21 protein-coding genes and 1 riboswitch are annotated in these 26,473 nt (G+C 65.6%); of the genes, 3 read left to right on the forward strand and 18 right to left on the reverse strand.

All coding sequences use genetic code 11. The features are described 5' to 3' along the window. Nucleotides 1-198 precede the first annotated feature (198 nt). Both ON00_RS14120 and galA read left to right on the forward strand, forming a co-directional pair. Nucleotides 199-936: a GntR family transcriptional regulator gene (locus tag ON00_RS14120; protein ID WP_010406773.1), complete on the forward strand. Its 738-nt coding sequence runs from the start codon at nucleotides 199-201 to the stop codon at nucleotides 934-936. A gap of 40 nt (nucleotides 937-976) precedes the next feature. Then, the gene (gene galA, locus ON00_RS14125) at nucleotides 977-3,880 is read left to right on the forward strand and encodes a beta-galactosidase GalA (protein WP_010406774.1); all 2,904 of its coding nucleotides are present in this window, start codon (nucleotides 977-979) and stop codon (nucleotides 3,878-3,880) included. A 119-nt stretch (nucleotides 3,881-3,999) separates the two neighbouring features. Here the strand turns inward: galA and nagE are convergent, their stop codons facing one another. From nagE to ON00_RS14155, 6 genes are all read right to left on the reverse strand, one after another. Beyond that, on the reverse strand, nucleotides 4,000-5,724 hold the full coding sequence (nagE, locus tag ON00_RS14130; protein WP_010406776.1) for an N-acetylglucosamine-specific PTS transporter subunit IIBC: 1,725 nt from the start codon (nucleotides 5,722-5,724) through the stop codon (nucleotides 4,000-4,002). Continuing rightward, a complete protein-coding gene (gene ptsP, locus ON00_RS14135; protein ID WP_010406777.1) occupies nucleotides 5,721-8,225 on the reverse strand; it encodes a phosphoenolpyruvate--protein phosphotransferase in 2,505 nt (834 codons plus the stop codon). The genes nagE and ptsP overlap by 4 nt, the downstream gene beginning before the upstream one ends. A 42-nt stretch (nucleotides 8,226-8,267) precedes the next feature. Beyond that, nucleotides 8,268-9,425: an N-acetylglucosamine-6-phosphate deacetylase gene (gene nagA / locus ON00_RS14140; RefSeq protein WP_010406779.1), complete on the reverse strand. Its 1,158-nt coding sequence runs from the start codon at nucleotides 9,423-9,425 to the stop codon at nucleotides 8,268-8,270. Continuing rightward, nucleotides 9,422-10,462, reverse strand: coding sequence for an SIS domain-containing protein (locus ON00_RS14145; RefSeq protein WP_010406781.1), 1,041 nt, complete (start codon nucleotides 10,460-10,462; stop codon nucleotides 9,422-9,424). Before ON00_RS14145 ends, nagA begins: the two co-directional genes overlap by 4 nt. 68 nt (nucleotides 10,463-10,530) lie before the next feature. Next, nucleotides 10,531-11,289: a copper homeostasis protein CutC gene (locus tag ON00_RS14150; RefSeq protein ID WP_010406783.1), complete on the reverse strand. Its 759-nt coding sequence runs from the start codon at nucleotides 11,287-11,289 to the stop codon at nucleotides 10,531-10,533. Continuing rightward, nucleotides 11,286-12,287 (reverse strand): glycosylasparaginase, encoded by a 1,002-nt coding sequence (locus ON00_RS14155; RefSeq protein ID WP_029622913.1) that lies wholly within the window; start codon nucleotides 12,285-12,287, stop codon nucleotides 11,286-11,288. Before ON00_RS14155 ends, ON00_RS14150 begins: the two co-directional genes overlap by 4 nt. Nucleotides 12,288-12,459: 172 nt before the next feature. Between ON00_RS14155 and ON00_RS14160 the strand changes: the two genes are divergently transcribed. Beyond that, the gene (locus tag ON00_RS14160; RefSeq protein WP_010406785.1) at nucleotides 12,460-15,495 is read left to right on the forward strand and encodes a TonB-dependent receptor domain-containing protein; all 3,036 of its coding nucleotides are present in this window, start codon (nucleotides 12,460-12,462) and stop codon (nucleotides 15,493-15,495) included. Between the two features lie 49 nt (nucleotides 15,496-15,544). On the opposite strand, the gene ON00_RS14165 is transcribed toward ON00_RS14160, so the two are convergent. The 12 genes from ON00_RS14165 to rbfA all read right to left on the reverse strand — a co-directional run bounded on the left by ON00_RS14165 (nucleotide 15,545) and on the right by rbfA (nucleotide 26,406). Continuing rightward, nucleotides 15,545-16,825 (reverse strand): arsenic transporter, encoded by a 1,281-nt coding sequence (locus ON00_RS14165; RefSeq protein ID WP_010406788.1) that lies wholly within the window; start codon nucleotides 16,823-16,825, stop codon nucleotides 15,545-15,547. Next, nucleotides 16,825-17,265, reverse strand: coding sequence for an arsenate reductase (glutaredoxin) (gene arsC, locus ON00_RS14170; protein WP_010406790.1), 441 nt, complete (start codon nucleotides 17,263-17,265; stop codon nucleotides 16,825-16,827). Before arsC ends, ON00_RS14165 begins: the two co-directional genes overlap by 1 nt. Further along, nucleotides 17,262-17,615 carry an ArsR/SmtB family transcription factor gene (locus ON00_RS14175; protein WP_029622915.1) on the reverse strand — a complete coding sequence of 118 codons (354 nt, stop codon included), beginning with the start codon at nucleotides 17,613-17,615 and terminating at the stop codon, nucleotides 17,262-17,264. Before ON00_RS14175 ends, arsC begins: the two co-directional genes overlap by 4 nt. A gap of 91 nt (nucleotides 17,616-17,706) precedes the next feature. Continuing rightward, entirely contained in the window at nucleotides 17,707-19,650 is a 1,944-nt protein-coding gene (locus ON00_RS14180) for a TonB-dependent receptor plug domain-containing protein (RefSeq protein WP_010406794.1), read from the reverse strand. A gap of 179 nt (nucleotides 19,651-19,829) precedes the next feature. Beyond that, nucleotides 19,830-20,046, reverse strand: a riboswitch (cobalamin riboswitch). Between the two features lie 140 nt (nucleotides 20,047-20,186). After that, nucleotides 20,187-22,562, reverse strand: a complete 2,376-nt coding sequence (gene pnp, locus ON00_RS14185) for a polyribonucleotide nucleotidyltransferase (RefSeq protein WP_010406797.1) — start codon at nucleotides 22,560-22,562, stop codon at nucleotides 20,187-20,189. Between the two features lie 175 nt (nucleotides 22,563-22,737). Further along, nucleotides 22,738-23,007 (reverse strand): 30S ribosomal protein S15, encoded by a 270-nt coding sequence (rpsO, locus tag ON00_RS14190; protein WP_010406799.1) that lies wholly within the window; start codon nucleotides 23,005-23,007, stop codon nucleotides 22,738-22,740. 19 nt (nucleotides 23,008-23,026) lie between these two features. Next, nucleotides 23,027-24,016, reverse strand: coding sequence for a tRNA pseudouridine(55) synthase TruB (gene truB, locus ON00_RS14195; RefSeq protein WP_010406803.1), 990 nt, complete (start codon nucleotides 24,014-24,016; stop codon nucleotides 23,027-23,029). Continuing rightward, nucleotides 24,013-24,717, reverse strand: a complete 705-nt coding sequence (locus ON00_RS14200) for a site-2 protease family protein (protein ID WP_010406806.1) — start codon at nucleotides 24,715-24,717, stop codon at nucleotides 24,013-24,015. The genes truB and ON00_RS14200 overlap by 4 nt, the downstream gene beginning before the upstream one ends. Before the next feature lie 16 nt (nucleotides 24,718-24,733). Further along, nucleotides 24,734-25,312 (reverse strand): thymidine kinase, encoded by a 579-nt coding sequence (locus ON00_RS14205; protein WP_010406808.1) that lies wholly within the window; start codon nucleotides 25,310-25,312, stop codon nucleotides 24,734-24,736. Beyond that, the gene (locus tag ON00_RS14210) at nucleotides 25,312-25,746 is read right to left on the reverse strand and encodes a type II toxin-antitoxin system VapC family toxin (protein WP_342626518.1); all 435 of its coding nucleotides are present in this window, start codon (nucleotides 25,744-25,746) and stop codon (nucleotides 25,312-25,314) included. Before ON00_RS14210 ends, ON00_RS14205 begins: the two co-directional genes overlap by 1 nt. After that, complete coding sequence (locus tag ON00_RS14215) at nucleotides 25,698-25,979, reverse strand: AbrB/MazE/SpoVT family DNA-binding domain-containing protein (protein WP_029622917.1); 282 nt, start codon at nucleotides 25,977-25,979, stop codon at nucleotides 25,698-25,700. Before ON00_RS14215 ends, ON00_RS14210 begins: the two co-directional genes overlap by 49 nt. Before the next feature lie 31 nt (nucleotides 25,980-26,010). Next, complete coding sequence (gene rbfA, locus ON00_RS14220) at nucleotides 26,011-26,406, reverse strand: 30S ribosome-binding factor RbfA (RefSeq protein WP_010406814.1); 396 nt, start codon at nucleotides 26,404-26,406, stop codon at nucleotides 26,011-26,013. Between the last annotated feature and the right edge of the window lie 67 nt (nucleotides 26,407-26,473).

The following is a 26,473-nucleotide window of genomic DNA, read 5'->3' on the forward strand; positions in this document are numbered from 1 at the left end:
CACTTGCAAGCGGACGGGATAACGGTTTTTGATATAAAACGGCAGTATCGACCGGTGCGGCATGCGTGCAGAGCATACCAATATGAAATCGCAACAATCCCGATTGCTCACCTGCCACGCTTTGATTAGGCTGGCTGCTCACACAGCGACGCACGTACGGGACGGGGGCGTTCTACGGCGCGGCGAAAGGGATGGGCATTGGCGTTTTCGCAACAGATCGGACAGTTTCGCGAAGGCAATCCGGCACCGCTCTACCTTCAGCTCCAGCACCTCATTCGCGAGGCTATCGCGCACGATGTGCTGGCGCAAGACGATGCCATTCCCGCCGAGCGCGACCTTGCCGTCGAATATGATATTTCGCGCATCACCGTGCGCAAGGCGATTGGTGGGCTGGTCGAGGAAGGACTGCTGACGCGGCGGCGCGGTGCGGGCACCTTCGTTACCGGGCGCGTCGAAAAGAGCTTTTCGAAACTGTCGTCCTTTTCCGAAGACATGGCGGCGCGCGGCAAGACCGCGTCGAGCAGTTGGATCAGCCGGGCGGCGGGGACGGTCGACCCCGATGAAGCGATGTCGCTGGGGCTGTCACCGGGGACGCCGGTCTATCGCTTTCACCGCATCCGCTATGCCGACGATCAGCCGATGGCGCTCGAATTTTCGACCATCGCCGGTTACTGCCTGCCGGGGATCAGCGCGGTCGAGGATTCGCTCTATACCGCGCTCGACAAGGCCGGCAGCCGCCCGGTGCGGGCATTGCAGCGGCTGCGCGCGGTGCCGTTCGGGCCGGAACATGCCAAGATGCTGGGGGTCAGTGCCGGGCATCCCGGTTTGCTGATCGAGCGGCGCGGTTTCCTGAAGGATGGTCGCGCGGCGGAATTCACCCGGTCTTATTATCGCGGTGACGCCTACGACTTCGTCGCCGAACTGTCCGACCTGTAGCCGCGTTCGCGCGCCGACCTTTCCTCCCCGGAGTGTTGTCATGAACCGTCGCCAGCTTCTGCTCGCCAGCGCGGGGGCTGGTGCCCTGCGCGCCGTTCCAGCCGCCGCCGCCGTCGCCGCGCCGCCAACGGTCGATGGCTTTCCGATGCCGCGCCCCGAAAACAGCCTGCCGCCAAGGCCCGTCCGGCAGGACCCGGCGCGGACGCTGCTCGAGCTTGGCTGGCGCTTTCATGAAGGCGATATCGCAGCACCCGCACCGGCGGGCCACGCCGAGACCTATCTTTCCGCCATGGCGGGGAATGCGATTGGTGCCGCCGCCGTGCTGTATGACGATAGCGACTGGGCGGCAGTGCGCGTGCCGCATGATTGGGCGGCGGCGCAGCCGTTCGTCGAGAGCGCGAACATCTCGCAAGGGTATCGGCCGCGCGGGATTGGCTGGTATCGTCGCACACTGCTGCTCGATCCCGCCGATCGCGGCAAGACGATCGAGCTGCATTTCGACGGCATCGCCACCAATGCGACGATCTGGGTGAATGGCAGCGTCGTCGCGCATAGCTGGTCGGGTTATGCTAGCGTCTATGCCGACATCACGCCGTTCGCGACCTTTGGCGACGAGCCGAACGTGATCGCGATCCGGGTCGATGCGAGTGCGTGGGAGGGCTGGTGGTATGAAGGGGCGGGGCTGTATCGCCACGCCTGGCTGGTCTGCCGCGCGCCCGTCGCGATCATCAGCGACGGCGTCTATTGTGACCCGCGCCGCGATGCGGCGGGCCGCTGGCAGGTGCCCGTCGTGGCGACGCTTGCCAATAGCGGGCGCGCCGCAGCGACGGTGACGGTCGAGGCGACGCTGTTCGATCCGGACGGCCACGCGGTCCAGCGCGCGAGCGTCGCGGCGACGGTGCCGGTGCTGGAGCAGGCCGATGCCACGTTGACGCTCGACGTTGGCGATGCGCGGTTGTGGTCGGTGGAAACGCCGACGCTCTACACGCTGCGCGTACACGTGCTGCGCGACGGGGGCGTGGTGGATGTGCGGCAGATCCCGATCGGCTTCCGCACGATCCGCTTCGACGCCGAGCGCGGGTTTTTCCTCAATGAGCGGCCGGTGAAGATCAAAGGCGTGTGTCTCCATCAGGATCACGCCGGGGTCGGCACCGCCATGCCCGACGCTTTGCTCTCTTGGCGGCTGCAACGTCTGAAGGCGATGGGCTGCAACGCGGTGCGCATGTCCTCCAACGCGCCGACCGCCGAACTGCTCGACTATTGCGACCGGATGGGCTTGCTGGTGATGGACGAGAATCGCCGTTTCAACCCGTCGCCCGACTATCTGGCCCAACTGGAATGGCTGGTGCGGCGCGACCGCAACCACCCCAGCGTGATCATCTGGACGCTGTGGAATGAGGAACCGCTGAAATCGACGCCGCAGGGTGTCGAAATGACGCGGCGGATGGTGGCGGCGCTGAAGCGGCTGGACGATGCGCGGCCCGTGACCGTGGCGATGAATGGCGCGTTCAACGATCCGGTCAACACCTCGACCGAAGTCGATGTCACCGGGTTCAATTATTATCAGGACCAATATGACGTCTATCATCGGCTGGTCCCGACCAAGCCGATCATCAGCACCGAGGACACCAGCGCGTATCAGACGCGCGGCGCGTTCGAGAGCGACCCGAAGGCGCATATTGCGACGTCTTATGATCGCGAAGCGGCCGGCTGGGGGGCACCGCATGGGCCGAGCTGGAAGATGATCGCCGATCGGCCGTTCGTGGCTGGCGGGTTCGTGTGGACGGGCTTCGATTATCATGGCGAGCCGACGCCTTATGAGTGGCCGACGATCTCGAGCTTCTTCGGCATTCTCGACTTGTGCGGTTTCCCGAAGACCGCCTTTGGCCTGCGCAGCGCGCAATGGATCGACGATGCGCCGGTCCTGAGCCTCGCGCCGCATTGGACGTGGCCGGGGCGCGAGGGGCACAGCATCGATGTCGTGGTGATGAGCAATGCCGAACAGGTGACGGTCAGCCTGAACGGGCGCGAGCTGGGCACGCAGGCGGTCGACCGGTTCCTGGGGAACCATTGGAAAGTGCCCTATGCGCCGGGCCGGATCGAGGTGGTCGCACGGCGCGGTGGTCGGATCGTCGCGCGCGCGGCGCAGGAGACGGCGGGGCGACCGGTTGCGTTGCGCCTGACGCCTGCCCGCGGCGTGATGGCGGGCGATGGCGAGGATGTGCAGCCGGTGACGGTCGATGCGATCGATGCAAAGGGGCGGCACGTGCCGACCGCCAATCTACCGGCGCGCTTCACGGTCGCTGGCGCGGCGATCATCGGGCTCGGCAATGGTGACCCAAACAGCCATGAGCCCGAACAATCGCCGCCCGACCATGGCGCGCGCTCGTTATTCAACGGTCTCGCACAAGTGATCGTGCGCGCCGAGGTCGGGCGTGGGCGGATCGTGATGACGGCGCAGGCGGACGGTCTTGCCCCGGCGCGGTTGATGATCGACCGGCTGGCGATCGATCCGCCCGGCCAGGTTCCCGCGATCGCGCCGCAGCAGCGCATCGCGCAGTGGCGGCGCTCGGCGGCGTTCGACGCGCGGCCTTCGCCCGATCTCGCGCCGAGCGATGGCGATAACAATAGCTGGGCGTTCGTGCGCAGCGGCACGCCGACGCCGGTCGAAACGGGCGGGCGCTGGCGCGTCTATCGCGCCGCGATCACGCCGTGGCGCGCGGTGGCGGCAGGCGGCGGGATGCTGCGCTTCGCCGCGATCGGCGGGCGTGCGGAACTGTGGGTCGATGGCAAGCGCCTCGCGGACAAGGCCGATGGCGCGGCAGGGCCGTTGAGTGCGCGTGTGCCCGCCGGGGCGGGTGCGCGGCGGATCGTGCTGGTGATCGAGGCGGATGCGGGGGGTGAGTCGGGGATTTTGGGGCCGGTTACGCTGGCGGCGGTGTAGGGTTCCCTTCCCCCCGTTCGTTTCGAGCATCGTCGAGAAACCTGGCACCGCGCTTGTGGCTGTTTCTCGACTACGCTCGAAACGAACGGGTTGGGGGGGAGAGGCTTGCCCCCAGAGGCTCAGGCGGCGATCAGCCGCCCGAGCGTGGCTTCGTCACCGAGCAGATGCAGCAGCCCCGGCGCGGGGCGTGCGACTGCGTGCAGGTTGAGCGTGTCGAGCGCCGCCTGGTCGGCCTTGGCCGCATCGCGCAGCATGACCCGCAGCCGCCCGAAATAGCGTGCGCTGTCGGCGATATTGTCCGCGCCGCCCAGCGCCGCGAGCAAGGGTGCGGCGAGCGTCAGCTTGGGCTCCGCGGTCGGCGCGGCGGCGGCCGGTGGCGCGACAATGCCGCCGCCGAGCGCGAGCGCATCGCGGATTTCGACCGAGACGACATCGGCGATCGGCCCGAGCACCACTTGCAGCGCGGTCGCCGAGGGACGGATGATGCCGCGTGCGCCGAGCGCCTTGAGCGCGGCGTCATCGACCAGCGCCTGATCGCGTACCACCAGCCGCAGCCGCGTCGTACAGGCGCCGACGGTGGTGAGATTGCCCCCGCCGCCAAGCGCCTGCGCAAAGGCCGCACCGCGCCCGCCTGCGACGACTGGGGAGGATGTCGCAGGGGTATCGCTGAGCGGCTCGCGGCCGGGGGTCGGCAAGTCCATCCGTTTGATGAAGAAACGGAAGATGCCGTAATAGAGCAGGAAATAGACCGCGCCGACCGGCAGCAGCAGCAGCGGGCGCGTCGCCTTGCCGTAGTTCAGCACGTAATCGAACAGCCCGGCCGAGAAGCCGAAGCCGAGCTTGACGCCGAGCAGGTCCATCAGCGCCATCGACAGGCCGGTCAGCACGGCATGGATGGCGAACAGAACGGGGGCCAGGAACATGAAGCTGAATTCGATCGGCTCGGTCACCCCGGTCAGCGCGGAGGTGAGCGCGAGGCTGAACAGCATGCCGCCGACCGCCTTGCGCCGATCGGGCGCGGCGGCGTGGTACATGGCGAGGCAGGCGGCAGGCAGACCGAACATCATCACCGGGAAGAACCCGGCCATGAAGCTTCCGGCGCTCGGGTCGCCCGCGAAGAAGCGGCGCAGATCGCCGGTGGTGCCGTGCCAGTCGCCGACCACGAACCAGGCGACGTTGTTGAGGATATGGTGCAGCCCCGTCACCAGCAGCAGCCGGTTGAGCAAGCCGAACACGAACAGCCCCGGCGCGCCCGCGCTGGTCGCCGCGGTGCTGAGCGCGTCGATGCCGTTGCTGATCGACTGGAAGCCGAGTCCGACGACGAGCGCGAGCGCGAGCCCGGCCAGTCCGCTGACGATCGGCACGAAGCGGCGGCCGCCGAAGAAGGCGAGATATTCGGGCAGTTTGATCGCCGAGAAGCGATTGTAGAACAGGCCGCCGACCAGCCCCGACAGGATCCCGATCGGCACGTCGAGCCGCGCCATGACCTTGGCTTTCCATGCCGCCGTGGCGAGGTCGATTGATGGACCGGTGAAGCCTGCAACGGCTTCGGGGGGAACCGTCAGCAGCGTCTTGCCTGCCTCGGTCGTCACCAGGAAGCAGGTGACACCCGCGAGGCACGCAGCGCCATTGCCATCGCGCGCAAAGCCGGTCGCGACACCGATCGCGAACAGCAGGCCGAGATGGTCGAAGATCGCCTGCCCCGCCGCGCCGATAAAGGGCAGGCCGCCGGGGATGAGATCGGGCTGGCCGAGCCGCATCAGCAGGCCGGCGATCGGCAGCACCGCGATCGGCAGCATCAGCGCGCGGCCAAGCGGCTGGAGCGCCCCCAGGATCGATTTCATGCCGACATCTCCTTGGTCGCGAAGCTTCGGGCGAGGGCGCGCACCTCGGCGGCGGAGGCGCAGGCAAGCGCGGCGGCGGCATGATCGCGACAGGCCGCGAGCGTGACGTCCGACACCAGCGCCTTGATCGTCGGCACCATTACCGGCGCGGTCGACAATTCGGTGACGCCGAGCCCGAGCAGGATCGGCACGGCGAGCGGATCGGAGGCGAGACCGCCGCACACGCCGGTCCAGCGGCCGTGCGCGGCACCGCCGCGACAGGTCTCGCCGATCAGGCGCAATACGGCGGGGTGCAGGCCGTCGAGCGCGCTTGCGACTGCCGGATTGGCGCGGTCCATCGCCAGCGTATATTGCGTCAGGTCATTGGTGCCGATCGACAGGAAATCGGCCTCGCGCGCCAGCAGATCGGCGGTGACGGCGGCGGCGGGGGTTTCGACCATGATGCCGAGCTGCACCGGCGTGGCGATGCCGAGTTCCGCGCACAGACGGTCGAGCAGCGCGCGGACGCGGCGCAGTTCCTCGATCTGGGCGACCATCGGCAGCATGATCTTGCATTGGCCGGTCGGCTGTACCGCGAGGATCGCGCGCAGCTGCTCTTCGAGCAAGGCGGGGTGGGCCAGGCCGACGCGGATACCGCGTAAGCCCAGCGCCGGATTTTCCTCGCCCGCGATCGGCAGATAGGGGGCGGGCTTGTCGCCGCCAATGTCGAGCAGGCGCACGATCAGCGGGCGACCCTCGAGCGCATCGGCGATTGCCTGATATTCGGCGGCCTGTTCGGCGACCGAGGGCGCGGTGTCGCGTTCGAGGAACAGGAATTCGGTGCGCAGCAGGCCACAGCCTTCGGCACCATTGGCGATAGCGGGGGCCGCTTCGGCGGCGGAACCGAGATTGGCGACGACTTCGATGCGGGTGCCGTCGGCTGTGTGGCAGGGTGTGCCCGCCCGCGCGAGCGCGCTTGCGCGGCGCGCGGCGGCCTTGGCTTGCGCGGCTTCGGCTTCGGCCAGCTGCGTGGCGGAGGGAGCGGTGTGGAGCAGGCCGTTGCTCGCATCGAGAATGACGCGGGTGTCGTCAGCGATATCCAGCACGTCGGGGCCGATCGCGACCAATGCGGGCAAGCCCATCGAGGCGGCGAGGATCGCGACATGCGAGGTCGGGCCGCCTTTGGCGATGCACAGACCGGCCAGGCCCTCGGCCGAGCCGATCAGATCGGACGGCATCAGATCCTCGGCGATCAGGATCGTGCCGGCGGGATAGATCTGCGCGGCTTCGGCCCCGCCCAACAGCCGGGCGAGCAACTGGCGTTCCAGGTCGCGCAGATCGTCGGCGCGTTCGGCGAGATGCGGGTCGCCACCGGCGCGCAGCGCATCGGCTTGCGGGCGGATCGCGGCGCGCCACGCATAAGCGGCGCTTTCGCCGCGGGCGATGCCGGTGTGGGTCGTCTCGATCAGCGCCGGATCTGCCAGCAACGCGGCGTGCGCCTCCAGAATGGCGCGTGCCGGCCCGTGGGCGGCGGCGGCCTGCCGGGTCATGTCGGCGATGAGCGCGGCATGGGCGGTGGTGAAGGCGGCCTGCTCGGCGGCAATGCCGCGCCCCAGCAACGGAACCTCTGGGTCAATGGCGCGGTGATGCCGTACCGGCCCGATCGCGAGCCCCGGCGCTGCGGTCACGCCCGCAAGCGCGCCCTCGGGCACATCAGCGCGGCGCATGGTGGCGGGCGGCGGCGTGGCAGGCGCGGGCGCTTCGTCCATGCCGCCGGAGATCAGCGCGACCAGCGCATCGAGCGCGGCGGTGCCGTCGCTGCCCTGCGCGGCCAGCGTGATCGTATCGCCATGCCCGATGCCCAGCGCGAGCAGCCCGGTCGGGCTGAGCGCTGAGGCAGTGCGCGCGCCCTTGCCGAGCGTGATCGTCGCGCGGAAGGCGCGTGCGCAGGCGGCAATGCGGGCGGCCGGGCGGGCGTGGATGCCGTGAGCCAGATCGATGCGCAGCGTGCGCTCTTCGCGCGGCATATCGCTGCGGTCGGTGTGCTCGGTCGCCGACGGGGCGATCGCCCGCACCGTCATCAGCGGCGCACCGACCGCGATTGGCCCGATCGCCGCGCGATCGCTCAGCGCATAGCCTTCGCCTTCCACCAGAAGAATCGGCGTGATCACGGCCGGGGCTTCGCGCACCAGCAGATCGAGATCGAAGTCGATCAGGGCGTCGCCCGTAGCGACTCGGTCCCCGGCGCGCACATGCGGGGTGAAGCCGCGCCCGCCCAGCCCGACCGTGTCGATGCCGAGGTGGATCAGGATTTGCGCACCGTTATCGGCTTCGATCGTCAGCGCATGGCCGGTCGATTGCACGCTGACGATGCGCCCGTCGCAGGGCGCGTACAGGCAAGTGCCGGTGGGATCGATCGCCAGCCCGTCGCCCAGCATCCGCCCGGCGAACACGGCGTCGGGAACATCGTCCAGCGCAGTGACCCAGCCTTGTAACGGTGCGGACAGCACGATCGACGCCATGGTTTCTCCTCAAACGGGGCAGGACGCGCAAAGCGCGAAGGGTCAGGCAGGGACGGGTTCGGACCGGGCCGTCGCCGCAACGTCTCCGCCAATGATGGTCGCGATTGGGTGGAATGCGGCGTCGAGCTGCACCCAGTCCGCGCGCTTGCCCGGCGTGATCGCACCGCGATCCCGCGACAGGCCGAGGAAGGCGGCCGGATGAGTTGCCGCCATCGCCGCCGCGCGCTCGGGCGCGATGCCGAGCCGGGTAATGGTGTTGCGCACCGCGCGTGCCATGTCGAGATCCGACCCGGCGAGCGTACCGTCCGCCCCGATGCAGCGGCCACCCTCGACATGGATCGGGCGGCCTTGCAGCAGGAAGGTGGTCTCGGCGGTGTTGACGCACGGCATCGCGTCGGTGACCAGCATCATGCGATCCGCCGGGCGCGCGCGCAGCGCGATGCGCAGCGCGGCATCGTCGACATGGAAGCCATCGACGATCAGCCCGCAATAGACCGACTGGTTGTCCAGCGCGGCACCAACCGCGCCGGGCGCGCGCTGAATGAGCGGCGACATTGCGTTGAACAGATGGGTGACCCCCGTCACGCCGGCGGCGAACCCTGCCGTCGCTTCGGCATAGGTCGCATTGCTATGGCCAAGGCTGACCAGCACGTCGGCGCGCGCGAGCGCGGCAATGCGATCGAGCGGCACCAATTCGGGCGCGATCGTGACCATCACGCGACCACGGCGCGGCCGCATCAGCAACGCCATCAGCGTATCGTCGAGCGTGACGAAGCGCGCGGCATCGTGAATGCCCTTGCGCGCAACGTTGATGACTGGCCCCTCGATATGCACGCCGACCACGCCCGGAACACCGGCCGCAATCGCCGCATCGGTTGCCTCCAGCGCCTGGCCGATGACCGTTGCCGAATCGCTGATCAGCGTCGGCAGGAAGGCGGTGGTGCCATAAGGCCGGTGCGCCGCACCGATCGCGGCAATCCCGTCGACGGTCGGTTCGTCGTTGAACAGCACGCCGCCGCCGCCATTGACCTGGGTGTCGATGAAGCCGGGCATCAGCCATCCACCGTCAAGATCGATCGCTCCGGCACCGGCGCGCTCCATGATCGCGACGATGACGCCGCCCTCGACGTCGATCGTCGCAGCGGACAGGATTCCGCGCGGCGTGACGATATTGCCGTTTACGAAAGCATAAGACGTCATAGCGTGCGGGTAACCTTGCTGAGATGGCTCGGCGCATCGGGATTGTACCCGCGCGCGCGCGAAAGCGCATCGGCCATGCGATAGAAGCTCTGGATCATCAGGATCGGCTCGATTGCGGGGTCGGCGGTAAGCGCGGGCGGGTCACCCGCCCCATCGGTGCGTGCGTCGGCCAGGCTGACACGCGCACCGCGCGCGGCAAAGTCCGCCGCAACCGCGCGGACGTCGTCGCCAATCACGTCGGAGGTGGCGAAGGCGATGATTGGAAAGCCGCTGCCAACGATCGCCATCGGGCCGTGGCGCACCTCGGCCGAACTGAAGGCTTCGGCGTGAAGCCCGCAGGTTTCCTTCAGCTTCAACGCCGCTTCCTGCGCGACCGCAAGGCCAAGCCCGCGCCCAATGACGAACAGGTTGGTCGCGTTCTGCAGGCTCGCGCCAACGCTGCCCCAGTCCAGCGCCCAGGACCGCGCGAGCGCATCGGGCAAGCCCGCGACGGCGCGGCGCAATGTGTCGTCCTCGGCCCACTCCGCCACCAAGGCAGCAAGTGCTGCCAGCGATGCAATGTAGGATTTGGTCGCAGCGACCGACCGTTCGACCCCGGCCGACAGCGCGATCACCGTATCGGCGGTGTCGGCGAGCGGGGAGGTGGCATCGTTGACCAACGCGACGACATGCGCGCCCGCCGCCTTTTGCGCGGCCACGGTGGCGAGCAAGTCCGGGCTGCGCCCGCTTTGCGAGATGGCAATGCACAGCGCATGGCCCTGTACGGCGGGCGCGGCATAGACCGAGGCGACCGACGGTGCGGCCGATGCCACCGGAATGCCGGTGCGCGTCTCGATCAGATATTTGCCATAGGTGGCGGCATGATCGGACGATCCGCGTGCGCAGGTTACGATAACGGCGGGCGGGGCGGCGCGCAGCTTCGCGCCGAGCGCGGCGAAGGCCGGTCCATTGGCGGCGAGCATGCGGGCGACGGCGGCACCGGCCTCCGCCGCTTCCTGAAACATCAGCGTTGGGCCCAAAACGGGCGAAGCGGTCATGGATATGGTATCGTGCATGGCTGGTCCGATTGCTATCTCAGCCGGGATAGGTTTTATATTGGTATTACTCAAGCCGCAAAATGCACCAGCTGCGCAAGCGCTGCGACGCGATCGACATCGGTATCGCCGTCCTGCGCCGCAACGAAGCCGAAGCGGCGTTCGGGGGCGTCCGGGGCGATCTCGCGGGTGCTGCGGCACGATGCGTGGAGTTCGGTGATGCCCGTCGCCAACAGCGCGGGCGCGGTTTCGACGCTTATCCCGCTTCCCGCGAGGATGATGATCCGCCCCGCCGCCTGCCGATGCAACGCAGCGAGCGTTGTCACGCCGTCGATCGCACGCGGCTCTCCGCCCGAGGTCAGGATACGATCGAACCCCAAGGCCACTGCCTGCTCGAGCGCTGCAAGCGGATCGGGCACCAGATCGAAGGCACGGTGCAGGGTCAACGACAGCGCGGCACCGCGCTGCTGCCCTAGTGTGCGTGCGTGATCCACCCAGCGTGCGAGCACAGCGGTATCGAGCTGTCGGTCGGCGGCACTGGCCCCGATCACGACACCGGCGAGCCCGGCGTCGGCGGCGGCGCGAATGTCGTCGGCGATCAGCGCCTGTTCTGCCGTGTTATACCTAAACCCGCCCGCGCGGGGGCGGGCCAGCAAATGGACCGGCAGGGGGCCGGACGCGGTCGCGCGGATCAGCGAGCCCGGCGGGGTCAGTCCACCGACCGACAAGGCGGCGCACAATTCGATCCGGTCGGCCCCGCCACGAAGTGCCGCCTCCAGCCCCGCGACCGTTTCGACGCAGACTTCGAGCATGCCGCGTTTGGGTGTCACGCCTGGAATAGCGACGTTCCTTTATGCACCACGGTGCGGCCGGCCATGTCGGTGACGGCATAGGTGAAGCCCGGCAACAGGCAGAACGCTCCGACATTGCCATGCGGATCGAGCGCCAGAAAACCGACCTGGACTCCACGAATGGCGTCACCGCGCAGCTTGGCAATGTGCTTCACCACTTCCTCGCACGCCTCCTGCGGGGAACGTCCGGCGCGCATCGACGCGATCACGCGCGCGGTGCCCGCAATGCGTGTCACTTCCTCGCCCAGTCCGGTCGAGGTTGCGCCGCCAACGCCCGCTTCGACGAACAGCCCGCTGCCGACCTGCGGCGAATCGCCGACGCGGCCGCGCATCTTGAACGCCATGCCGGAGGTAGTGCACGCACCCGCCAGCCGTCCGCTGGCATCGCGCGCGAGCAGGCCGATCGTATCATGGTCGAGCGCGCCGCCGGGCGTGCGGGTGATGCGGTTCTCGCTATTGGCTTCGGGTCGATAATTTGCGGTCTTGAGCCATTCGCGCCACGCCTTTTCCGAGTCGGGCGTCAGCAATTTGCAATAAGGGAAGCCCTGATCCTTGGCGAAGCGCGTCGCGCCTTCGCCGACCAGCAGCGTGTGCGGGGTCTTTTCCATCACGCGGCGCGCGACCGAAATGGCGTGCATGGAATCTTCGAGCGCGGCGACCGCGCCGACCCGGCCGGCATCATCCATGATGACGGCGTCGAGCGTGACGTGACCGTCGCGGTCGGGATAGCCGCTATAGCCAACCGAGTGGTTGTTCGGGTCCGCTTCAGGCACCATCGCCCCTGCTTCGACCGCATCGAGCAACGATCCGCCGCTGACCAGCTTCGCATAGGCAGCGTCGTTTGCGGCCGCGCCAAAGTCCCAGGTCGAGACAATTTGCGCGGCAGGCCCGGACGTTACGTCGGCCAAGGCCTTGGCCGCGGGCAATGCGCCGGCGGCAACGCCCATCATGGCGAGCAAGGATCTTCTACTGGTCATGGTCACCCCGGTTCATTCTTTATGTACGATCATGACATGGACGCATAAAATGTCAAAATCGGTTTGGCGTGGTATCAATTAGGTATTGACGGTTTGCCAATTTGAATAGAACCTCTTGTCACGGTGCCGTAACGCAAAACGCGGGCGGCATGTGTAATTAGGGGAAATTTTCATGATGCTCCGTCACTCTGTATCCTTTGCTGCGCTGGGCGCGGCGCTGGCTTTCGCCGCGCCTGCGATGGCGCAGCAGGCCGCCGCCGACGATCACGTCTCGAAACCGGATGCAGCCGATGCCACACCGGCAGACGGCGATATTCTGGTAACCGGGACGCGCATTTTGCGTCCGAACATCGCGTCGGCCGCGCCGATCACCACGGTGACCGCGCAGGACATCCGGGCGCAGTCGCCGACCAATATCGAAGAGGTATTGAACCGCCTCCCGCAGATCGCGCCCGACAGCCAGCAAAATTACCAGGATTCGGACGGTCGCCAGCGCATCAAGCTGCGCAGCCTGGGTTTTGAACGCACGCTGGTGCTGATCGACGGCAAGCGCCTGGGCACGCAAAACGGTGAGGATGCGGGGATCATTCCGGTCTCGCTGATCGATCGCGTCGACGTGCTGACCGGCGGTGCCTCGTCGGTCTATGGCTCGGACGCGGTTGCAGGCGTCGTCAACTTCGTCCTCAAGCCCGATTTCAAGGGCATCCGGATCGACGGCAATTACAATTTCTACAACCACCAGAACCGCGCGAACATCGTCACCCAGCAGGCGCAGGCATCGAGCTTCCCGACCAATACCGGGATGGTCAATGACGGTGGCCGTGCCGATGTGACGTTGACCGCCGGGACCTCGCTGTTTGACGACAAGCTGAAAGTGTCCGGCTTCGTCAATTATAAGCACCAGGATCTGGTGCCGTACGACGCGCGATCGACCTCGGCCTGCCAATTGGTGCAGACCGGTACCGATGGCCCGCTCAGCTGCTCGTTGTCGTCCTATTCGGTCAGCGGTTACATCTCGCCCCGTTCGGGGGCCAACAACGGGACGGCCTATGTCAACAATCCGGACGGCACGCGCAGCTTCGTTCCCTATGGCGCGGGTGCGGGCAATGCGGCCAACCCCTATGACGGCTATTCGTACCAGCGCGCCTTCACCCGCGTGAACGCCGGGGGCTTCGCAACGCTGAAGCTCTCGCCGGCGGCGGAAATCTACGGGTCGGGCATCTGGTTCCGGGATAAGTCGACCAACCGCTTCCCGACCCGGGTGTTTGCTGCCGCCAATTATGGGTCCGACCCGTATCAGGTGAACTGCAACAATCCGTTCCTGTCGGCGTCGCAAGCATCCGCGATTTGCGGGGCTGCGGCCGGAACCGCGACGCTCGCGCCGCTCGATGTGCGCTATCGCTTCAATGTGCCGTATCTGACCGATACCTATGTCAATAGCGCCATTCGCGCGACGGGCGGTGTTCGCGGCAAGATCGGCGATGCATGGACCTATGACGTTGGCGGCGTCTATGCGCGCAACCAGCAGGACTATATGCCCGCCTCGCTGCCGCAATTTGCCAACGTCAACCGCTCGCTCAACGTGGTCAACGTCAATGGCACGCCGACCTGCGCCTCGGTCGTCGATGGGACCGACAAGAATTGCGTCCCGTTCGATGCGTTCAAGGCGGGGAACAGCAACCAGGCGCTGGTCAACTATCTGTATAGTGGTCTCGCGGCCGAGAAGCAGACCACCGTTGGCATCCTGTACGATGTGCTCGCCAACGTGACCGGCGACCTCGGCAAATATGGCATCAAGTCACCCTTTGCCGATCAGGGGCTCGCCTTTGCGGCGGGTGTGGAATATCGCGAGGATCGTCAGTTCTCGACCGCGAATGCGGCATTCCGGGCCGACAATGGCGGATCGGATGCCGACCTCCGCCAGCATGTCTGGGAAGGCAATATCGAGCTTCAGGCACCTTTGGTTCAGCACAAGCCCTTTATCGAAGAGCTTCAGGTGAATGCCGGCGGGCGTCTGTCCAAATACAGCTCCAACCCCGACAAATTCACGACGTGGAAGCTGGAAGGGTTGTACGCGCCGGTTCGCGACATCGTGTTCCGCGCCTCCTTCAACAAGGCGCAGCGCGCGCCGACCGTGGTCGAAGCGTATCAGGCCAGCAACATCAGCTATTCGCGTCAGGGCGGGTCGCAGAACGACTTCTGCGCTCCCGTGCCGCGTCAGATTGCTGACCCTGCCAATCCGGGCAAGACCATCACCACCACCGCGCCGCTCGCGTCGAAGGAAGTGTGCCGCGCAACCGGCCTGTCCGATTCGCTCTATGGCAGCGCGACGCTGCTGTGCCCGAACGACCAGTGCACCGTCCGTTCGGGCGGTTTCACCGCTGCGCCGGAAACGGCCTATACCCAGACCTATGGCATCATCCTGAAGCCGCGCTTCGTCAAAGGGTTGGTGTTCTCGGTCGATCGCTATCGGATCAAGATCAACAACTCGCTCGGCTATAATGACGACAGCTATTATACCGATGGCTGCCTGCGTTCGAACGGGGATCCGTTCTTCTGCTCGGGCATCGTGCGCGCCGCCAATGGCACGCTCTATGCGGCGGCCGGCACCAACCCGACCAGCGGCTTCATCCGCGCCGGTACGACCAACTATTATTTCTCGATCGCGCGCGGTTGGGACTTCCAGTCGCAATATGCGCTGGGTCTGGGCAAGGTTGGCCGGATGGATCTGAGCTTCAACGGCTCGCTGACCACCTTCGCCGGTGGCCAGGATTCGCCGCTGCAGCCCGAGCGCAATTGCGCCGGTTATTACGGCAATGGCTGTGGCCAATTGCTGCCGAAGTGGAGCCATGGGCTGCGCGCGACCTATGTTACGCCGGATGATGGCTTCAACGCCTCGTTCAACTGGCGCTATGTCGGGTCGCTCACCAGCGCCAACAATTCGGGCGATCCGGCGATCGGCGGCACGCCTGATCGGGTGCAGAAGACCTTCGGCTATATCGCCCCGGTCAGCTACTTCGATCTCGCGCTGACGTTCAACATTGCCAAGCGCTACAGCCTGCGCCTGATCGCGAACAACCTGCTCGACAAGGCCCCGCCGATCCTGGCGAATTCGTACAATATCAGCCTGGCGCGCAACAACACGATCCCGGCACGCTATGACAGCCTGGGTCGCAACCTCGCAGTTGGTTTCACGGCGAACTTCTGAACGATCCTTGGAGGGAGCACTGCGGTGCTCCCTCCGCCCTTTCGATCGATCACCCCAACCGTATCGCCAGCGCCGCAAGCGTCACCAGCAGGATCGGCGTGGTGAGCGTGATGCCTACCCGAAAATAATAGCCCCAGCCGATCCGCACGTCTTTCTGCCCAAGCACGTGCAGCCACAACAGGGTGGCGAGAGAACCGATCGGGGTAATCTTGGGCCCCAGATCGCAGCCGATGACGTTGGCATAGATCATCGCTTGCCGGACCGCGCCGGTCGCGTGCGTGGCGTCGATCGACAGGGCACCGATCAGCACCGTCGGCAAATTGTTCATCACCGAAGAGAGCAGCGCGGCAAGGATGCCGGTGGCGAAGGTGGCCCCCCAAAGCCCGCTCTGCGCCGTGCGATCCAGCAGCAGCGCGAGCCCATTGGTCAGCCCGGCGTTTTTCAGCCCATAAACGACCAGATACATGCCGAGCGAGAAGACCACGATTTGCCACGGCGCGGTACGGATCAACTGGCGGGTGTCAATGGTGCCACCCCGCGCCGCGATACCGATCAACACCACCGCGCCAACGGCAGCTGTCGCGCTGACGGGAACGCCGAGCGGTTCCAGCAGGAAGAACCCGACCAGTAGCAGCGCCAACACGCCCCACCCGGCGCGAAAGGTCGCGCGGTCGCTGATCGCCTCGCCGGGTGTGCGGAGCAGCGCGACATCGTAATCGGACGGTATGTCGCGCCGAAAGAACAGCAGGAGTACCGCGAGCGTCGCCGCGATCGCGGCCAGATCGACCGGCACCATCACCCACGCATAATCGGCAAAGCCCAGCTTGAAGACATCGGCCGAGACGATGTTGACGAGATTGGACACCACGAGCGGCACGCTGGCGGTATCAGCGATGAAGCCCGCCGCCATCACGAACGCCAGCGCCGCCTTGACGCCATAACCCAGCGCCCGCAGCATCGCGAGGACGATCGGGGTCAGGATGAGCGCGGCCCCATCATTGGCGAACAGCGCCGACACCGCCGCCCCCAACACCACCACCAGCGCGAACAGCCTTTTGCCGTTGCCACCGCCCCAGCGTGCGACGTGCAACGCCGCCCATTCGAAGAAACCCGCCGCATCGAGGATCAAGCTGATCAGGATGATCGCGACAAACGCGCCCGTCGCATTCCATACGATGTTCCACACCACCGGAATGTCGGCGAGACCGATGGTTCCGGTCGCAAGCGCGACGACCGCGCCCGCCGTCGCGCTCCAGCCAATGCCGAGTCCGCGGGGTTGCCAGATGACGAGGGTAATCGTCGCGAGAAAGATCAGAACGGCGATAAGCATCAGCCGACGCGCTGGCCGTGCGCGTCGATCACTTGCTCGCCATCTTCCTTGGTGAACGCACCGTGTTGCGGTGTCGGCAGCAAGTCCAGCACCCGTTCGGACGGGCGGCAAAGCGTCACGCCGAGCGGCGACACCACCAGCGGGCGGTTGATCAGGATCGGATGCGCCATCATCGCATCGACCAGCGCGGCGTCACTCAGGCTCTCATCGTCCAGGCCAAGCTCGGCATAGGGCGTGCCTTTTTCGCGCAGCAAATCGCGCGGGCGCATTCCGGCGCGCGCGATCAACTGCTCGAGCAGCGCGCGCGATGGCGGCGTCTTGAGATATTCGACGACATGCGGCTCGATCCCTGCGTTGCGGATCATCGCCAGCGTGTTGCGCGACGTGCCGCAGGCCGGATTGTGATAGACGATGATATCGATGGCGATCGGGGCGGTCATGCGTGTCCTTCCTCAGTGCAACGGCTGCGCAGCACGGTGTCGGCCAACTGCCCGCAAATCTCCGGACTGCCCCCGCAACAATCCTCCATGAGATATTCGAGCAAGGTCGCCATGCTGTCGTGCCGCGCGGAATAGATGACCGAACGCCCATCGCGGCGACTCGATACCAATTGCGCGTGCGACAGGATGTGGAGATTGGTCGACAAGCTGTTGGCCGGAACGTCCAGCCGACGCGCGATTTCGCCCGCCGCAAGCCCTTCGGGACTGGCCTGGACCAGCATGCGGAACACGCTGAGCCGCCCGGCATGGGCGAGCGCGGACAAAGCGGCGACAGCGTTCTCTATTTCCATAATTCCACTATAGTGGAATTATGGAGTGCTGCAAGGGTGCTGCTATGGCGCTCCGTCATCCGGGGCAGTGCCCGGATGACGGAGCGGGTGATCAGAAGCGTGCGCGAACACCGCCGTAAACGGTGCGACCCGGATTGGTGAAGCTGAACACGTCCTCATAATGCGCGTTGTTGAGATTCTCGATCCGCCCGAACAGCGTGAAATGCTTGGTCAGCTTCACGTCGCCATTGAGGTTGAGCAGCACATAATCGTGCAGCCGCACGGTGACCGGGACATAAGACGGATCGGTGAACGCCACGTCGCTGGTGTCGCCATTGTAGCGTGCCACGGCGGTGAAGCCGAAGCGATCGTGCGGCGCGCGCCAGCCGACCGCGACGCTGGCGATATGGCTCGGGCGGCGCACTTCCTCCACACCATTCTCGCGGGCGTGGAGATAGGTATAGGCCGCGTCTATCCGCCACGCGGTGCCGATGCGGGCGTTGAGGAACGCCTCGACCCCGTGTTGGCGCGATTTGGTGGTGCGGTTGGCGGGTGTCGCCACGTACGTTGGCGCGGGGTAAATGGTGTAGATTTCATCCGACAGACGGCTGTCGAAATAGGTCGCGCCGATCAGCACATGGCCCTGGTCGAAGCTCTGCTCGATCCCGGCTTCCCATCCTTCGGAGCGCTCCGGCTTCAGACCCGGATTGCCGATGAAGCGCCCGTCGCTATAGCCATAGAGTTCGTAAAAGCCCGGATTCTTCACGCCCGATCCGGCCGCTGCGCGAACCCGCGTGCCGCTGTCGAAGCAATAGCTGCCTTGCACGCGATAGGTGGTGGTGTCCTGAAAGCGGTTGTTGAGGTCCTGCCGCAGCGAGGCGCCGAACGCGGCATGCTCGCCGAGCGTCAGGTCATATTGTCCGACGATGCCGACATTGTCGACTTGCCGCCGCCCGGTGAAGGCAAAGCCGGTCGGATCGGTATTGCGATAGCGCTCGCGCTCGACATCGACCGCGACGGTCAATTGGTGATGCAGTGCGCCCTGGTTGAGCTTGAGCGTTGATTCATACGAGCCCTTCAGCCGCTGGCCCGTGTCGCCATAGGTGCGCGCGGTCGCGCCATAGCCATTGCGCGTGGTGTCGGCGATTTGGCCGGTCAGCGCTTGCGTCCATTTGCCGTCGAGCAAATCGAGTTCGCCACGCAGCAGGCCGTATATCGCTTCGTTGATGAAATGCGCGCCTGGCGTGTCGATCGTATAGCCAAAGGTCTTGCTGGCGGGGTTGCTGTCGCTGTCGTTAAAATCGGCTTGAGTGCGGGCATAGCGCGCGACGGCGGTGAGGCGCGCATTGGATGCGGGCGACCACGTCGATTTGAACGACACCGCGCCCGAGTCATTGCCAAGATTGCGCGTTCCTCCGCGCGCATTGGGCGTGCCGTCGGTGGTGTTGAGCGTGCCCGACAGCGCATAATCGAATGTGCCGGATACGCCCGCGATCCGAGCTGCCGAGTTGACCGTGCCGGACGAACCGCCTTCGATCCGCGCGCTGACACCCGGGGCCTCACGCCCGGTCAGCGTGATATATTGGATCACGCCACCGATCGCATCGGAGCCGTAGATCGAACTTTGCTGCCCGCGCAGCACTTCCACGCGCGCGACATCATCCGCGATCAGCGTGCCGAAATCGAATTCGCCGGCATAGGGGTCGGACACTTCGATCCCGTCGATCAGCACCAGCGTGTGGTTGGCCTCGGCCCCGCGCAGGCGGATCTGCGTCTGGCCGGGGATGCGGCTGACCGCAACGCCGGGCACATCGCGCAGGATGTCGGAAACGGTGCGGGTCTGGCGTTGGTCGAGCGCATCGGTATCGAGCACGGTGACCGAACCGCCAATCTGATCCGCACGCAGCGGGGTGACGGTGGAGCGGATGCCAGTGACGACGATGGCGGACTCGTCGTCGGTGGTTTGCGCGAGTGCCGGATCGGGGGCGACCTGAGCGAAGGCGGTGGCGGGGAGCAGCAGCGCGGCAAGCGCGGCCGAGGAAAGCAGAGTCTTCATGGCGTAAACGAGTCCCTTGGGCGTCGAGCGACAAGGACCGGGGCGTCCGCTGCGAACGGTCGGGACACGCCACCGGACGGACGCATAAGCGCCCGGCACCGCCCCCCGATGCGGCCCCAGCCGCACGTTCGTCGCTCAGACGAAAATCGTTTCGCGCCTGGCCAATCCCATGAGCCGGGCAAGAGCGACCCGCGCCGGTCGGTCTCCTGGCTCACGGGTCATCGCACGATGCGCGCCTTCCCAGGTGGTCCGCCAAGGTGGCGGGCTTCCCCAGTGGCCGCGGAACCGTCGGTTCCACATGCGCGTCATACTCGCCGCTTACAGTTGCAGGGACAGCTGCAGATTTGCACGGATCGTGCGCACTGCATTCCCGTTACCGGCGCGAATGCGCGATGGGGCCTCGAAAGGCCGCATCGCGCGGTTCGGGGATAGGGCAGCGTACGTAATAAACCAACCGCCTTTTGCGGGCTGCCAATTTACGAAAAAGGGGCCCGGATCGCTCCGGGCCCCTTCTTTCTCCGTAAGACGCGGAGGTTTTAGTCGCGGTCACCGGTCAGGAAGGCCGGTGCGAACTCGGGCGCGGGGCCGTCGTCATTGCCGCCCGAACGCTCTGCACGGGGTGCGCGCTCGCCGCCGCCATCGCGACGCGGGCCACGGCCACCGTCGCCATCACGGCGTGGACCACGATCGCCACGGCCTTCGCCACGGCCACCGCCATCGCCACGCGGGCCACGGCCGCCGTCACCATCACGACGCGGACCACGGGGACCGCGATCGCCACCTTCGCGCGGCTCACGCGCCGGGCGGGTGTCTTCGATCTCGGCACCGGTTTCCTGATCGACGACGCGCATCGACAGGCGGACCTTGCCGCGCGGATCGATCTCGAGGACCTTGACCTTGACGTCCTGGCCTTCCTTAAGGACGTCCGCGACCTTCTCGACGCGCTCGTTCTTGATTTCGGAGACGTGGACGAGACCGTCCTTGCCGCCCATGAAGTTCACGAACGCCCCGAAGTCCACCAGGTTGACGACCTTGCCGTCATAGACCTTGCCGACTTCGGCTTCCTCGACGATGCCCTTGATCCACTTGATCGCGGCTTCGATCTGCGCGGTGTCGGACGAGCTGATCTTGATCAGGCCCTCATCATCGATGTCGACCTTGGCGCCGGTCTGCGCGACGATCTCGCGGATCACCTTGCCGCCGGTGCCGATCACTTCACGGATCTTGCTCTTGTCGATCTGCAGCGTCTCAATGCGCGGTGCGTGCGCCGAAAGCTCGGTGCGGGTCGACGACAGCGCCTTGTTCATCTCACCCAGGATATGCGCGCGGCCTTCCTTGGCTTGCTCCAGCGCCTTGCGCATGATCTCTTCGGTGATGCCGGCGATCTTGATGTCCATCTGCATCGTGGTGATGCCGGCTTCGGTGCCTGCGACCTTGAAGTCCATGTCGCCCAGATGATCCTCGTCGCCGAGAATGTCGGAGAGAACGGCGAACTTCTTGCCTTCCAGGATCAGGCCCATGGCGATGCCCGAAACCGGGCGCTTCAGCGGCACACCGGCATCCATCATCGACAGCGAACCGCCGCACACCGTCGCCATCGACGACGAGCCGTTCGACTCGGTGATGTCCGACAGAACGCGGATCGTGTAGGGGAACTCGTCCTTCGACGGCAGCACCGGGTGCAGCGCGCGCCAGGCGAGTTTGCCATGGCCGACTTCACGACGGCCCGGCGCGCCGAAGCGGCCGACTTCACCGACCGAGTAAGGCGGGAAGTTGTAGTGCAGCATGAAGTTTTCGTAGGACAGGCCGGTCAGGCCGTCGATCATCTGCTCGGCGTCCTTGGTGCCGAGCGTGGTGGTGCAGATCGACTGCGTCTCACCACGCGTGAACAGCGCCGAGCCGTGCGCGCGCGGCAGGAAGTGGACGATCGCCTCGATCGGGCGGATCTGCGTGGTGGTGCGGCCATCGATACGCTGGCCGTCCTTCAGGATCGCGCCACGGACGATTTCGGCTTCGAGCTTCTTGACGAGCTTCTGCGCGGCCATCTGGTCCTGCGGAGCGGCATCGGCAAAGGCTTCCTTGGCCTTGGCGCGCGCGGCGTTGAGCAGGTTAGACCGCTCGGACTTGTCGGTCACCTTATAGGCGGCGGCGATGTCCTTGCCGATCAGCTTCTTGAGCTTGTCCTTGGCGGCCGAGAGATCGGCCTGAGCGGCCATTTCCCACGGATCCTTGGCAGCCTGCTCGGCCAGATCGATGATGAGGTTGACGGCTTCGCGGCACGCCTTGTGCGCGAACTGCACGGCACCGAGCATGACCTCTTCCGAAAGCTCCTTGGCTTCGGATTCGACCATCATCACGGCTTCACCAGTCGCGGCGACGACGAGATCGAGATCGCCTTCCTTGACCTGGTCGAGCGTCGGGTTGAGCACATATTCGCCATCGACATAGCCGACGCGCGCTGCGCCGATCGGGCCCATGAAGGGCACGCCCGAGATGGTCAGCGCAGCCGAGGCGGCGACCATTGCGAGCACGTCGGGCTCGTTTTCGCCATCGTAGCTGAGCACCTGGCAGATCACGTTGATCTCGTTGTAAAACCCTTCGGGGAACAACGGGCGGATCGGGCGGTCGATCAGGCGGCTGACCAGCGTTTCCTTTTCGGTCGCGCCGCGCTCACGCTTGAAGAAGCCACCGGGGATGCGGCCGGCAGCCGAATATTTTTCTTGATAGTGAACGGTCAGCGGGAAGAAATCCTGGCCTTCCTTCACCGACTTGGCGGCGGTCACGGCGCAGAGCACCACGGTTTCGCCGAGCGTTGCCATAACGGCGCCATTGGCCTGGCGCGCGACGCGGCCGGTTTCCAGCGTCAGCGTCTTGCCACCCCATTGGGTGGTCACGGTCTTGGTATCGAACATCTTTTTTCCTTCAACGCCGCCGGCCGGATGCCGACGGGGCCACTGTGCGGGTTAAGCCGACCCGCGCGGTTTGGAGCCTTTCGTGGCTCCCCTGCCATGCCGCCGGAGTGCGGAATGGCGAAAGAGGGACATATGAAAACGGCGCCGCGAGGGCGCCGTTTCCGTACTGGTCGCGTTACTTGCGCAGGCCCAGCTTAGCGATGAGGTCGGTATATCGCGCGCCGTCCTTGTGGCGGAGATAGTCGAGCAGCGAGCGCCGCTTGTTGACCATCATCAGCAGGCCGCGCCGCGAGTGATTGTCCTTCTTGTGGCCCTTGAAGTGCTCGGTCAGGTTGCGAATACGCTCGGTAAGGATCGCAATCTGGACTTCGGGGCTGCCGGTGTCGCCTTCGACGCGGCCATGTTCCTTGACGAGCGCATTCTTGCGCTCTGCAGTGATCGTCATATTCTTTCCTTCGACATCGTCACAGGTTGAAACCGCGAATGACGCGGACCTCGCGGTCCTGAACCTCCACCAGGGCGACCGGACTTTCGTCCAGCGTCGCGAAGTATTGGCCATCATCTGCGGCGATCCCGATCAACACCCGCCCCTGTCGGAGCAGCCCTGCCTGATCGGGGGAGAGGGATAGAGCCGGGATGTCGTCCAGCCCCGCCCTCAACGGCAGGAGATTGTGTTCAAGGGTGCGCGCATTACCGAAATCGGCCAGTTTGTCCAGCGATATTGCATGGTCGAGCGTGAACGGCCCGGCCTTGGTGCGGCGGAGCATGGTGACATGACCGACCGTGCCAAGCGCGAGCGCGATGTCGCGCGCGAGGCTGCGGATATAGGTGCCTTTGGAGACGTGGGCGGTGAGGGTGATGGAGTCCAGCCGGCCTTCTCCGTCACCCCGGCCTTGTGCCGGGGTCCACCCATCCTCTCGGGCATCGGTTTGGGGCATGGTGGACCCCGGCACAAGGCCGGGGTGACGGCAGGAAAGGGCGTGCACCGTCACAGCCCGGCTTGCCAGCAGCACGGTTTCGCCAGCCCGCGCGAGATCATAAGCGCGCTCGCCATCCACCTTGAGCGCTGAGTAAGCCGGCGGCACCTGCTCGATCGGGCCGGTGAAACGCGGCAGCACCGTTTCGACCTGGCCGAGGGTGGGGCGCACCGCGCTCTCGGCAATGACCTTGCCCTCCAGATCGAGCGTGTCGGTCTCCACCCCAAACCCGATCGTAAAATCATACACCTTGTCGCTGTCGAGCATCCGCCCGGCGAGCTTGGTCGCTTCGCCCAAAGCGATCGGCAGCACGCCGGTCGCCAGCGGATCGAGCGTGCCGCCATGTCCGACCTTGATGCCGCGCTTGCTCGCATCATAGCCAGCGGCGCGCAGCGCGCGCTTCACCGCCGATACGCCCTGGGTCGACCCAAGCCCCAACGGCTTGTCGAGGATCAGCCAGCCATGCACGCCAGTCATGCCGCGCCCAGATTGGCGATGCCGAAGAAGAAGTCGGTGGCGGCCCCGGCGATGGGAGCGACGAAGCGGCGCACGATGTCCGCCTGCGGGCTGATCATCGGCAGGACGAACAGCAGCACGATCAGCAAGGGAAAACCGTAGCGCGCCAGTTTGGCATAGTGGATCGCGGCGGCGCGCGGCAGCAGGCCCTGGACGACATGCCCGCCATCAAAGGGGGGCAGCGGGATCAGGTTGAAGATGCCGAGAAACACATTGATCTGCAGGAAATTCCCGAGATTATCGACCGCGAAGCGCGCCAGGGTGAAGGGCGGCACCGGGGCTGGAACGCCGTGCAGCACGAGCAACAGCCCCGCCAGTGCGAAGGCGGTCAGCGTCGCCAGCACGAAATTGGTCGCGGGGCCTGCCAGCGCCACCAGCATCATGTCGCGGCGCGGGTTGCGCATCTTCCGTGCATCTACGGGCACCGGCTTGGCCCAGCCGAAGATCGGCGCGTGCACGATCGCCAGCACCATCGGCAACACCACGGTGCCGATCGGGTCGACATGGCGCAGCGGGTTGAGCGTCAGGCGGCCGAGCCGCTCGGCGGTGGGATCGCCGAACAGGCGCGCGACATAGCCATGCGCGACTTCGTGAAACACGATCGCGATGACGAGGGGAATGAGCCACACCGCGATGGTATAGGGCAGATTGGGGTCGGTCATGGGGGTCCGTTCGAAATCAGGCGGCGGCGAGCGCTTCGCTGAAATGGCGACGGCACAGCGCAATGTACAGGTCGTTGCCGCCAATCTCGGTCTGCGCGCCCGCCGCAATCGCGCGGCCATCCGCCCCGACGCGCAAGTTCATCGTCGCCTTGCGCCCGCACGCACAGACCGATTTGATTTCGATCAGCGAATCCGCAATCGCCAGCAGGCGCGCCGAACCTTCGAACAGAGTGCCGAGGAAATCGGTGCGCAGGCCATAAGCCAGCACGGGAATGCCGTGGAAATCCGCCAGCGTGGCGAGTTGGTCAACCTGGGCTGCGGTCAGGAATTGCGCTTCATCCACCAATACGCAGGCTGGAGGCGCTTCGCCTTCGCGGGTGACGACCGCGACCAGATCGGTATCGCGCTCGAACGCGATGGCATCGGCGGCAAGGCCGATGCGCGAGGTGATCGTCCCCGCCGCAAAGCGATCATCGATCGCGGCGGTGAGCAGCACGGTGCGCATGCCGCGTTCGCGATAGTTGAAATCGGCCTGCAACAGGTTGGTCGATTTGCCCGCGTTCATCGAGGCGTAGTAGAAATAGAGCTTGGCCATTAGGGGAGCGTTTCGATGGGAACGGGCGTGTCTTGGCCAGCAGCCTTGGCAAGTCGGCGGTCGAACGTGACGAAGCCTTCGGCGGAGCCTGCGGCGGCGAGGTGCAGCATATCGGCCAAGTCTGCGCCGCTGGCGAAGCGCTCGATCACCCAACCGATACCCGGTGGTGCCTCGCGCAACGTTGGCAGGTCGATAAGCGTCGCCAGCGCCTCTCCGATTCGGGCGCGCGGCCATTTGTAACTCGACCGCAGCACCCATTCGGTTTCGAGCAATACGCTCGGCAATAACGCGAAATCTCGCGATAGCACGGCCTTTGCCATCGCGACCTGACGTGCATCGTCGTCGACGAGAATACGCACGACGATGTTCGTATCGACCGCGACAGTCAGATGTCTTCCTTGGATCGTGCCGCGAACATCGCATCGATGGCGCAGTCCATCTCCTCGATCGAGACCGGAGGCCCCTCCCATTTGGGCGCGATTTCGCGGAGATGCGCGAAAATCTCTTCCGTCGTGCGACCGCTTTTCTGCAATACCGGGCGCAGCAATACGCCGTTGCCTGCCCTCACCACGTCAAGCTTTTGCCCAGGAACAAGCCCGAGTGCATCCCGCATGTCCTTTGGGATGACGACTTGGCCTTTTCCCGAAAGAGTGGTTTGCGTGTTCATAGCGGTAAGATGCGTCTTACCGGCGCTGCTGTCAATCCTCGCCGCCCAAATCCCGCGCAACCTTGGGATCCCGCAGCAATTTGTCGATATGGCTGCCTTCGTCAAAGCTCTCGTCCGCTAGAAACTTGAGCTTGGCGGCGTATTTCATCTGAACGCGGGCGGCGACCTCGCGCTGCAGATAGGCGGTGTTGGTGCGCAGCGCTTTCAGCACCGCTTCCTCATCCTTGCCGAGCAAGGGCTTCATGAACACGGTTGCATGACGCAAATCAGGGGACATGCGGACTTCGGTGATCGTCACCGGATGCTTGGCCAGCGTCTCGTCATGCACATCGCCGCGCGCGAGGATGTCGCTCAGCGTGTGGCGCACTTGCTCGCCCACGCGGAGCAGGCGGACGGAGCGGGTTTCTGGGGTTTCGGTAGGGCGCATTTCTTACTCCTCCCTCTCCCCTCCGGGGAGAGGGTCGGGGAGAGGGGCTGTAAACGAAAACGAACGC

Origin of the sequence: Sphingomonas echinoides ATCC 14820, assembly GCF_000241465.1 — a bacterium.
Lineage (GTDB): Bacteria > Pseudomonadota > Alphaproteobacteria > Sphingomonadales > Sphingomonadaceae > Sphingomonas > Sphingomonas echinoides.

Bases quoted from the DNA above. Each gene is read 5' to 3' on its own strand.
- ON00_RS14175 (WP_029622915.1), bottom strand. From the start codon at position 17,615: ATGGAAATAGAGAACGCTGTCGCCGCTTTGTCCGCGCTCGCCCATGCC.
- ON00_RS14200 (WP_010406806.1), bottom strand. From the start codon at position 24,717: ATGACCGACCCCAATCTGCCCTATACCATCGCGGTGTGGCTCATTCCC.
- ptsP (WP_010406777.1), bottom strand. From the start codon at position 8,225: ATGGCGTCGATCGTGCTGTCCGCACCGTTACAAGGCTGGGTCACTGCG.
- ON00_RS14215 (WP_029622917.1), bottom strand. From the start codon at position 25,979: ATGAACACGCAAACCACTCTTTCGGGAAAAGGCCAAGTCGTCATCCCA.
- galA (WP_010406774.1), top strand. From the start codon at position 977: ATGAACCGTCGCCAGCTTCTGCTCGCCAGCGCGGGGGCTGGTGCCCTG.
- ON00_RS14145 (WP_010406781.1), bottom strand. From the start codon at position 10,462: ATGACCGCTTCGCCCGTTTTGGGCCCAACGCTGATGTTTCAGGAAGCG.
- arsC (WP_010406790.1), bottom strand. From the start codon at position 17,265: ATGACCGCCCCGATCGCCATCGATATCATCGTCTATCACAATCCGGCC.
- nagE (WP_010406776.1), bottom strand. From the start codon at position 5,724: ATGAAATCGATCCTGGGGGCGCTCCAGCCGCTTGGCCGCGCGCTGATG.
- ON00_RS14155 (WP_029622913.1), bottom strand. From the start codon at position 12,287: ATGACCAGTAGAAGATCCTTGCTCGCCATGATGGGCGTTGCCGCCGGC.
- ON00_RS14180 (WP_010406794.1), bottom strand. From the start codon at position 19,650: ATGAAGACTCTGCTTTCCTCGGCCGCGCTTGCCGCGCTGCTGCTCCCC.
- rbfA (WP_010406814.1), bottom strand. From the start codon at position 26,406: ATGCGCCCTACCGAAACCCCAGAAACCCGCTCCGTCCGCCTGCTCCGC.
- ON00_RS14165 (WP_010406788.1), bottom strand. From the start codon at position 16,825: ATGCTTATCGCCGTTCTGATCTTTCTCGCGACGATTACCCTCGTCATC.
- nagA (WP_010406779.1), bottom strand. From the start codon at position 9,425: ATGACGTCTTATGCTTTCGTAAACGGCAATATCGTCACGCCGCGCGGA.
- truB (WP_010406803.1), bottom strand. From the start codon at position 24,016: ATGACTGGCGTGCATGGCTGGCTGATCCTCGACAAGCCGTTGGGGCTT.
- ON00_RS14160 (WP_010406785.1), top strand. From the start codon at position 12,460: ATGATGCTCCGTCACTCTGTATCCTTTGCTGCGCTGGGCGCGGCGCTG.
- pnp (WP_010406797.1), bottom strand. From the start codon at position 22,562: ATGTTCGATACCAAGACCGTGACCACCCAATGGGGTGGCAAGACGCTG.
- rpsO (WP_010406799.1), bottom strand. From the start codon at position 23,007: ATGACGATCACTGCAGAGCGCAAGAATGCGCTCGTCAAGGAACATGGC.
- ON00_RS14205 (WP_010406808.1), bottom strand. From the start codon at position 25,312: ATGGCCAAGCTCTATTTCTACTACGCCTCGATGAACGCGGGCAAATCG.